The following is a 9,019-nucleotide window of genomic DNA, read 5'->3' on the forward strand; positions in this document are numbered from 1 at the left end:
CTTTTGGTCAGCATCGTTCCAGCATACTTCGAGTTGAGTATTTCACTCTACTAACGAGCGCCAAAAAGTGCGTCATCATCACCATAAATTGGTAAATTGACTCTGCATTGCGCGGCTAACAGGCAGTTTTTCATTACCCACCATCACCACCATTTTTCCAGTAATCACTTTCTTGACCTTTTCTATCGCCGAAACATTCACAATCGTTGAGCGATGAATCTGCCAAAATTGATTCGGGTCGAGCTGCTGAATCAGCTCCTTGAGAGAGGTTCTGAGCAAGTATTCTGTTGTTTTGTTGCCACTCTTAGCAAAAACAGAGACGTATTTATCTTCCGCTTTAAAATAGAGTACATCTGTTACAGCAATAAGGTGGATATCATCGCCTTTACTTGCGCGTAACCAGCTCAGATAGCTTGGCGTATTTTGGCTACCAAGCTGCTGTATTTGATTGATAAGCGCAGAGACATCTGGCTGAGAGGATGGCGCCTGCTGACTATTCAAGCGACGTTTAAGCTTATCGACACATTGATCAAGGCGTTGTTCAGACAAGGGTTTAAGCAGGTAATCGGCGGCGTTGGCTTCGAACGCTTGTAAAGCATATTCATCGTAAGCGGTGACAAAAACAACTTGAGCCTCGCTGCCACTCTTGGCAATGGCTTTCGCCGCTGACATGCCATCGAGCTGAGGCATTTTGATATCGAGAAATATCACCTCTGGTTGATGCTGTTCGATGAGTTCAAGCGCCTCTTGGCCGTTTTTCGCTAAACCGACAATATCTAACTCAGGCCACGCATCAGCAAGGAGCTTATTAAGATGATGGCGCAACAATGGTTCATCATCTGCGATAACTGCGCGGTACCCCTTATCCACCATAACTTTACTTCCCTATACGCGTAAGCTTTCAGCCGGAATACAAATCGACGATATCACACCACCAAGGTGAGATTGCTTTATCGACAACTCTGCACTTTCCCCATACAACGCTGCGATTCTTTCTCTGGTATTTTGTAAACCAATACCATGGCCGCTGCTATTTTGGGTTTGAGTTAATCCTACACCAGAGTCGTTGACCTCTATGCATACAAGCTGTTCTTTTTGTGAGACTTTTATATCAATTTCACCGCCATCAACCTTAGGTTCAATCCCATGCTGAATGGCATTTTCTACCAAGGGTTGGATCAGTAACGGCGCTAACATCATTGGTTCAGTAAGCTGATTATCAATTCGGTATTCTAAACGGTCACCTAAGCGAATCTTTTGAATCGCAAGATACGCATCAACCAAACTCAGTTCAGCGCCAACCGATGAGTTTTCTTGACGACTGTTGATTAACGCCCCTCTAAGCAGCTCGGTGAGCTTGTCTAGCATATGCTGCGCCGCTTTTGGGTCATGACTGATCAAGGCGTTGACGTTGGCGAGCGTATTGAACAAGAAATGAGGCTCAATTTGACTCTGCAATTGACGTAACTGACTTAGCACCAAAGCTTTTTCTTGCTCGGATTGTAGTCGCTTGGCTTTCTCTAACTCTTTTTGCGCCAGCAGCTTTTGTTCATAAATGTAAAAGTATGAAAAGCAGGTAATAGTGAAAATCAGGCCGAGAACCGCGATCGGTTTTAGCTGACTCAATTCACTGAAGTTATCGTAACTATTGAGCCAAAAGTAAGCATTTGATGTCCCGACTAACATCGCAATCGTCAACGAAAAGAGGTTAACTAATCTTGCGGATAAGTCAGGCTTCCAACGACTAATAGTAATGGAACCAACAACAGAGCTAAAACCATAGCCGAGACTGATCACAAGGTGCTCTATGTACGCACTTGGCCATATTGTCTGAGTGACAAAAGCAATGACGGCACAAAAAGCGGCTGTGTATACAAAACTCTTCATTACCTCTAATCTTGTGTTGCACTGTGTCGCCATTAGAACTTCCCTTTTAGGTTTATAAAAATCATACGCTTATCAGGTAGATTTGCATACAACGAGTCGCTATCCCCTGTCATAAAACGTGCTGCAAACTCAGCAACAAACGACGCGGAACCGGAGTCATAGAATGCATATTCAAGCCACTGGGTCGCAATAACACCTTGGTCTTGTGGCGAGTAAAGCACGTCAAACGTTGGAGTCAGATCGCCTAGCCACAACCAGTCACGCGACCAATCCCATTGGCTCCAACTGCTTGAATCAAGCGACCAATGAAACATGATGTTGTGTTCAACTAAATTGGCATTGTTTAGGCCTTGCGCATATGAGTTCGCCAGTGAAGCCCACGTTTGAGTAGCTGTCAGCTGTTCGACGCGTTCAAAACCATTCTGCCAGTCACTTTTTCCCCAACTTCTGCTGTCATACCAATACTCTAAAATGACGTTATTTCCGATAGCATTAGCCCAGTTCAAACCAATCAATGCTTGATAACCATTTTTCTCTGTCTCTAGCGATACTGGCTGATACAATGACGATTGTTGATAGCCAAGATACTTTCTTTGATACAGCGCCGAGCCATGAACCGACCAAGCTGGATCAAGCACAGTTACCACAGACCCGCCGACTAAACCTTCACGAACGTCATCATAGTAAACCAGTGCCTGCCACTCAGAATCGTCCAATAACGCGTAGCGACGAAGGCCTACCCCTTGCTGCTCCGAAGCTTGCTCTAACTCGCTGCCTTCTTGCTGGGTCCAACTCGAATCGGTGTAGACCAGTGACCACTCACCCGCCATATCAAAGTAAGAGGCCATCGCGGTGCCCGTGCCTTCTTCAACCTGTATGCCTACGGGATTACGACGGTACGGTTTAAACACATCGAGCGGTCGATAGCCATAACCAACACCCCAATCGAGTCGAACCTTACCTAAGGTCACATCGACATTGCTATCAAACACGCTACCTTGCCAAAACAGTTCTTGAACAATCAGTTCATCATCGTATGACCGTTGCGAGTCCGAGTGATAGATGTCATTGGCTTTCAGTGCCACTAAACCCGTCACTCCGTAACCCTCAAACTGAACATCAAGCAGCGCATCAACCACTTGGCTGTTGGATGCTGCCGCTGCGCCCAGTAGTTGTGAATCTCGATGGTTTGTGGTGCTGGCACTTAGCATGTAATCCCAAGCGAATGTCACTGGTTGGCCATAACTTGAAGCTGACCAGATGAGCCCAGCGACGCACGCTGCTTTGATCTTCATTTATAGCTCCGACAATGCGTTACGAGTTAAGTAAGCTGGGTTGTAGTACTTGTCATCTAACGCAGCGTCGGTCACCTCTTGGTACTCAATCACGGTCTTTTTCGCCGGTTGGATCTGATCAAGTAAGGTCATAGCCACGACACGCGTTTGGCCATCGCGCTCCCCTTGCGTAAACCAAGCTTGTTTTGCCAGTTTTCCTGAGCGCAGATAAAGATCCGCTTTAACCGGGAAATCGTTGGCTTGATTGAGCCATAAATCGATTCGGTGGTAACTCGCCCCTTTAGTGGTCGCCTTCAGCTGCAGTTGATTGGTTTCGATTTGTTGCCCTTCAGATTCAACCATTTCGGTAGTAATTAGGCTCGGTTGATAATCTTCGCTCCAAGTTAGGGTCGAGATATCCCCCACCGACGCCTCGCCTAACAGCTTCTGCATCGGCGTAATACGAATTGGGCGGCGACTTTTTGGCATCACTAACCAGTAGTTATCACCAAGCATTAGCATTTTCTGCCCTGCTTCGACTTGCGACTTGAACAGAACTAGAGATTCTCGGTTTGGTCGTGTGTATACGCTGTATTGACGGGTTTTGTCTAATTGCTCGTTCTCGTACAAGCTCACCAATGACACCACTTTGGCCGACTTAGATTCTAAGCGGTATTTATCAGCATTCTTGACCATCTGCTCAACATCACTGGCATACACGGTTGAGGTAACTGTTGAGGTAAGTAAGGCGCTCAACACTAGAATAGATTGAATTCGATTAAACATAGATAAGTGCCTCGGTGATTGGTTTTTTAACGCCTTTTGATGCCGACAACCATGCCGCTGCCACGCAGATCAGCAGTACGCCTAACGCCGTTACAGCAAATAACTCAAGAGAGAAATAGATGTTAAGTGGATATCCGTCGCTGCGCCCTGGTGGCGGTGGCATTTGCACATCAACCATCATTAGTAATCCGCTGGTTAACAAGCTTAATAGTCCACCGATGGCTGCCCCAATTAAAGCTAGCAAGGCTGACTCTTTGACAAAGCCTAAAACGATCTCTCGAGGGTAAGTTCCAAGCGCTGACAGCGTACCAATTTCACGAGTGCGTTCTGTCACAGACATGGTCATAGTGTTGAAAAGTGCCACGAAAACCACCATTGCCATCACCGCGCCCATGATGCCAAAGATACGGTCATACAAGTCTTTGACTTTGGTGTAGAAGAAGGCACGCTCTTGCCAAGGGGTCACTTCAACCGCTTGTGATAAGTCAACTTGAGCCAGAGTTTGCTCAACCCAAGATTGCATCGTGTTCGTTAAGGCAGTATCGAATAAGAACACCGATAAGGTGCTGACTTTATCGCTAGATAACAGTTCTTGCGCCGAAGTCACGTGAATATACAGCTGACGCTTATCGAGCTCCGGCACACCTGTAGAGTAAATACCGCGCACTTTGTAGTCATACGCGTTCAATGCGCCATCACTGGTGGTTGCTAATAACGTCACCCAATCCCCCGGCTGTACACTTAAGTTTCTTGCTAGATCGACACCTAACATCACTTGCGGCTCACTTGGGTCATAACTCGATGATTGAGGACTCGACAATGTTTTACCTTCACGCACATCAAGGAACGGCCCTTTCATATCGAACTCACGCTCGTTGACGCCAATACCAACAAAGATGGTCGATTTACTGCCATTAGACACTAAGCCCGTGAAGTCTATTCTTGGCTGCACGCCGCGCACGTGTTCATTGGCGATAAGCTGCTGGGTAATACTCGCTGAGCCTGCTAATCCATTTGCGAGCGGCATCTCTTCATCTTTTTCAAAGTAGTCTGGCTGACTAATGGTTAGATGCCCTGTATCGCGAGCGGTCGATTCTTTCAGTGAGTCATAGGTATATAGACCAAAGCCACCCGCCGATGTAAGAGCAAAAATCGCAATCGCTACGATCAAGATGGATAAGGTGCTACGACGTCCGTTTCTCTTCAGGTTAAGAAAGGCAATGCGTAGTGAGTCTGGAATTAACTTGCCCATTTGATTGCCTCCTCATTTATGCGGCCATCAACAAGATCAATCGAACGGTCACAGTGCAACGCCATACGCGAGTCATGGGTGGCGACCACAAACGTCGTGCCCATTTGATGACCTAAGTTTTTCATCAAATCAATCACGATTCCTGCGGTGCGGCTATCTAGGCTGGCGGTGGGTTCATCGGCAATCACAAGCTGTGGTTTATGGACCAAAGCTCTTGCTATTGCGACTCTCTGCTGCTGACCGCCCGACAAGTTATCTGGTCGATGATCTTTAAAATTTGCTAATCCAACTTGCTCTAACAACTCACTCGCCATCATCTTTTGCTCTTTGACTGAGTAGCCATTTAGCATCAATGGATAGGCGACGTTTTCCCAAGCAGTCATTACTGGCACAAGGTTGAATTTTTGAAACACAAACCCGAGCTGAGTTCGACGCGATAACGCTGCTTGCTTAGGATCTTTGGGGTAAGCCTTGCCTGATAGTGAGATTTCTCCCTGATAGTCCATATCAAGTAACCCTAAAATATTGAGCAATGTACTTTTGCCTGAACCTGAAGGGCCACATAGAGCGACCATCTCACCTTGCTTGATCTCGCCGCTGACTTGATTAAGGGCCGCAACTTGCTGCTGACCCATCTGATACTGCTTACTGATCTGGTTAAACTGAATCATAACGCCCCCTTAAGCAGCTTTATCGACAATGGCTTGAGCTTGAATCGTCATTGGGTGATTGGCATTGTGCGCTTGCATTTCAGCGAGCCATTTTTGCGCTTGCGGCTTATCTTCTGCACGCAAAGCAGCCTGAATGGCGTAGATATAAACCCATGAAATGGCATCGTAATGTTGAGCTGAGAAAGACTCATCTGAAAGAAGCTCAAGGAAGATGTCATAACCACGGTCAAAATGATTAAACATGTCTGGCAACGAGGTAAAGGTTGCGCCTGCGATTGATTTAGCCAGAAGCGATTCAGGTAGACCCTGACGAATTTGCTGGCTTTCAAGTGGCGTTGATTGGCTATTAAGTAAATCAAGCCCTTTACTGATTGTCGCAAGACCTTGCTCGGTGTATTTCATCTTATTCCAAGGCATGAACGCATCACGTCCCATTAGTGTTTGAGTGCTGCCCAAATACACCAAACTAAGCGGATCCGCGCCGTCACTTTTTATCTGCTCATCCAACTGCTGATAAACAAGCTCAACTTTGTCCTCATCCCCTTCAGCGGCCATATTGTACTGAGCAATGATTGCTTCTGAAGGTGCGGCGAGCGCCTGCGTGACTGTCAGTAAACTTACGGCGAATAGACTTGCTAACGTATTGGTTTTCATCTGAATCTGTCCTTGTCTGTTTTGATGCTGTAACAATACTCCGGACAAAAACAACTCGCTGATGATTGCGATAAACGGGCAATTTAAGGAGTGAATGGAAGAAATATGGATTGAATGGTGTTAATTGTTCAACTCATCACCGTGCAGATGTGGCAATTCGTCACTATGATCGTTAAAGTAGCCGGTAATTTGCTGTGGCTCCTTACAGATACAGGAGCAGAAATAAGAGAACATTATGATGATCAAAGACGACCGAATTATTTCGGATTTGGAAGAGCTAGAATCGTTTCTGGTGGCGGTTGAAAGTGGCATGCTAGGTCTAAACAATGCTGCAGGTATCGTATTGGCAACAAGTAATGCCGACGGTCGCCGCTTTGTCGCAGTATTAGACGACAACAACCAACTGTTGTTAGGCCGCTGGGTAACGGAAGAAGTGTTCCAAACTGGCCAAGACTTAGTGAAAAATGGCCCAAAGCGCAAGCACTAAACCCAATAGATAAAAGGAGCCGACATTGGCTCCTTTTTTGTTTTCACTTTCCCGATGTTTTACTAGCTATAGCTATCTATCAGGATTTAAAGCGGCAAACTCAATGCTATTATTTTGCTGGCGGTGTTCCTTCAGCATTTGAAACAACAGCATCAATTTGAATCAATGCACCTGACTGAATTTTTTCAACACCAATCACTGTTCTCGCAGGCAGCTTACCATTGAAAAACGTCGTGTATACTTCATCAACCATATTCAGGTCAGCCATGTCGGTTAGCTGAATATTAACCTTCACCAAGTCATCCATTTCATGGCCAATGCTTTCAACGATGGACTTAATGTGAGTTAGACACTGCTTAGCCTGCTCACCAGTATTCCCCTCAACAAGATTCCCTGTCTGTACATCGACTGGAAGCTGAGCTGAGATATGGTTGTAGTGAGAGAAAGCAACAGTTTGCGTTGAAAGCGTGCTAGTCGGTGCTGAATCCGTATTGTTCGCACGAATCACAATCCCGTGTCTATCTTCCACTTCTTGTGGTGGTGTGCCGTCGCCATGAGAAATCACTGCATCAATTTGAACCAATGCGTTCATAGGCAGGCCCGCCGCTTGGGTAACTGTACGCGCTGGAACATAAGCTACACTGCGAGCGATAGCCGAATCAGGGAAGAAAGTCATGTACACTTCGTTCACTAGTTCAATGCCGGCAAGGTCTGTTACCTGAATGCCCACTTTAACAATATCGTCAAACGGCACATCAATACTTTCTAAAACAGTCTTTAGGTTACGCAAACATTGAGCAGTTTGAGCCTTGATTCCACCTTCAACCAAAGCACCTGTACTAGGGTCAATTGGCAGCTGCGCAGATAAGTTGTTGTAGTGCGAGAACGCAACCGAATGAGTCGATGTCACGCTTGTTGTCACACTATCGCAGTTTCTTACCTGTTTAATCAACGCGCATGGTTCTTGAGGCTGAGTACCTTCACCGTTAGAGATTAAAGCGTCAACCTGGATCAGTGCATCACTGTTTGGTAGTTCAGCCACTGCAGACACTGTTTTAGTTGGGAAGTATTCCGTAAAGAAGGTCGTCATCACTTCATTTACCGCTTCTGCATCATCAATGTTCTTGAGGAATACGTTAACTTTAACCACATCATCCATCACGTGCTCAATGCTCTCTACGATAGATTTGATGTTTTCAAAACACTGCTTAGCTTGCGCCTTGATGTCCCCGACCACCAGCTCACCACTTGTTGGATCAATCGGCAGCTGTGCCGAAATATTGTTGTAGTGAGAGAAAGCAACACTTTGAGTAGATAGTGCATTGATTGGCGCTTGGTCTGTATTTCTAGACAGCTTAATGATCTTACCGCTCATGATGATAGGTATCCTTATAATAGATTTGTAGGGTATTTTGATAGTTATTATTTAGGGCTTATCTTTCTAAGAGAACTGATGGTAATTCAAGGCTATTTTCGTGAGTGTGATGAAATTCAAAATTCAATTTTACTAGCACCCCTGCACTCTTTGGATAATTAGTCAGGGCAAGACTAATTATCCAAACAAGCTAGGCTAAATCTCACTATATTTCTTTAACAAGCGTATTCATTCTCTAAAAATGAATATATAGCATTTAAAATATGCGGTTTATTTAAGATGAAATGTTCAAATGTGACGGCGGCTTCACAACATACTAAACAAACGAGTAGCTCCCCACCAAATAGAGTGCTTTGATAACCGCATTTAGTGAATAGATTTTTGTGTGAAATATCGTAGATACAAAAAAGCCGACTTTACGTCGGCTATTTAAACAGTCTCTCTACATTCACCCCAAAGACTTAACAACAGTGGCTCTGATATTCGCCACCATCAAATGTACTGAGAGCATGTGGACGTTATTTATTTCTTGTTAATAGTCAGTGCGGTATCAAAGGGCTTTGTTGCGTAATTCGATGGAACTAAATCAGGAAGTTACGATCTGATCGGCTACATCAGTTAATCATCGTAGCC

At 45.4% G+C, this 9,019-nt stretch carries 9 protein-coding genes; 1 reads left to right on the forward strand and 8 read right to left on the reverse strand.

Going from position 1 to position 9,019, the window contains the following annotated elements; all coding sequences use genetic code 11:
• Positions 1 to 78: 78 nt before the first annotated feature.
• From ACHUFZ_RS17705 to ACHUFZ_RS17735, 7 genes are read right to left on the reverse strand one after another with little or no spacing between them, the layout of a single operon-like run.
• Positions 79 to 873 (reverse strand): LytR/AlgR family response regulator transcription factor, encoded by a 795-nt coding sequence (locus ACHUFZ_RS17705; protein WP_394128180.1) that lies wholly within the window; start codon positions 871 to 873, stop codon positions 79 to 81.
• 12 nt (positions 874 to 885) lie between these two features.
• Positions 886 to 1,887: a sensor histidine kinase gene (locus tag ACHUFZ_RS17710; protein ID WP_394128181.1), complete on the reverse strand. Its 1,002-nt coding sequence runs from the start codon at positions 1,885 to 1,887 to the stop codon at positions 886 to 888.
• A 32-nt stretch (positions 1,888 to 1,919) separates the two neighbouring features.
• Positions 1,920 to 3,182, reverse strand: a complete 1,263-nt coding sequence (locus ACHUFZ_RS17715; protein ID WP_394128182.1) for a hypothetical protein — start codon at positions 3,180 to 3,182, stop codon at positions 1,920 to 1,922.
• Entirely contained in the window at positions 3,183 to 3,947 is a 765-nt protein-coding gene (locus tag ACHUFZ_RS17720; RefSeq protein WP_394128183.1) for an outer membrane lipoprotein-sorting protein, read from the reverse strand.
• Positions 3,940 to 5,199, reverse strand: coding sequence for an ABC transporter permease (locus ACHUFZ_RS17725; protein WP_394128184.1), 1,260 nt, complete (start codon positions 5,197 to 5,199; stop codon positions 3,940 to 3,942). Before ACHUFZ_RS17725 ends, ACHUFZ_RS17720 begins: the two co-directional genes overlap by 8 nt.
• Positions 5,187 to 5,870, reverse strand: a complete 684-nt coding sequence (locus tag ACHUFZ_RS17730; protein WP_394128185.1) for an ABC transporter ATP-binding protein — start codon at positions 5,868 to 5,870, stop codon at positions 5,187 to 5,189. Before ACHUFZ_RS17730 ends, ACHUFZ_RS17725 begins: the two co-directional genes overlap by 13 nt.
• Positions 5,871 to 5,879: 9 nt before the next feature.
• Complete coding sequence (locus tag ACHUFZ_RS17735; RefSeq protein ID WP_394128186.1) at positions 5,880 to 6,524, reverse strand: hypothetical protein; 645 nt, start codon at positions 6,522 to 6,524, stop codon at positions 5,880 to 5,882.
• A gap of 238 nt (positions 6,525 to 6,762) precedes the next feature.
• Between ACHUFZ_RS17735 and ACHUFZ_RS17740 the strand changes: the two genes are divergently transcribed.
• Positions 6,763 to 7,011 (forward strand): hypothetical protein, encoded by a 249-nt coding sequence (locus ACHUFZ_RS17740; protein ID WP_394128188.1) that lies wholly within the window; start codon positions 6,763 to 6,765, stop codon positions 7,009 to 7,011.
• Between the two features lie 109 nt (positions 7,012 to 7,120).
• On the opposite strand, the gene ACHUFZ_RS17745 is transcribed toward ACHUFZ_RS17740, so the two are convergent.
• Positions 7,121 to 8,386 carry a Rid family hydrolase gene (locus ACHUFZ_RS17745; protein ID WP_394128187.1) on the reverse strand — a complete coding sequence of 422 codons (1,266 nt, stop codon included), beginning with the start codon at positions 8,384 to 8,386 and terminating at the stop codon, positions 7,121 to 7,123.
• Between the last annotated feature and the right edge of the window lie 633 nt (positions 8,387 to 9,019).

It is taken from the genome of Vibrio hepatarius (assembly GCF_043642085.1).
Taxonomy (GTDB): Bacteria; Pseudomonadota; Gammaproteobacteria; order Enterobacterales; family Vibrionaceae; genus Vibrio; species Vibrio hepatarius_C.

Excerpts from the sequence above, each read along its gene's own strand:
- ACHUFZ_RS17705 (WP_394128180.1), bottom strand. The coding sequence starts at position 873 with ATGGTGGATAAGGGGTACCGCGCAGTTATCGCAGATGATGAACCATTG.
- ACHUFZ_RS17710 (WP_394128181.1), bottom strand. The coding sequence starts at position 1,887 with ATGAAGAGTTTTGTATACACAGCCGCTTTTTGTGCCGTCATTGCTTTT.
- ACHUFZ_RS17715 (WP_394128182.1), bottom strand. The coding sequence starts at position 3,182 with ATGAAGATCAAAGCAGCGTGCGTCGCTGGGCTCATCTGGTCAGCTTCA.
- ACHUFZ_RS17720 (WP_394128183.1), bottom strand. The coding sequence starts at position 3,947 with ATGTTTAATCGAATTCAATCTATTCTAGTGTTGAGCGCCTTACTTACC.
- ACHUFZ_RS17725 (WP_394128184.1), bottom strand. The coding sequence starts at position 5,199 with ATGGGCAAGTTAATTCCAGACTCACTACGCATTGCCTTTCTTAACCTG.
- ACHUFZ_RS17730 (WP_394128185.1), bottom strand. The coding sequence starts at position 5,870 with ATGATTCAGTTTAACCAGATCAGTAAGCAGTATCAGATGGGTCAGCAG.
- ACHUFZ_RS17735 (WP_394128186.1), bottom strand. The coding sequence starts at position 6,524 with ATGAAAACCAATACGTTAGCAAGTCTATTCGCCGTAAGTTTACTGACA.
- ACHUFZ_RS17740 (WP_394128188.1), top strand. The coding sequence starts at position 6,763 with ATGATCAAAGACGACCGAATTATTTCGGATTTGGAAGAGCTAGAATCG.
- ACHUFZ_RS17745 (WP_394128187.1), bottom strand. The coding sequence starts at position 8,386 with ATGAGCGGTAAGATCATTAAGCTGTCTAGAAATACAGACCAAGCGCCA.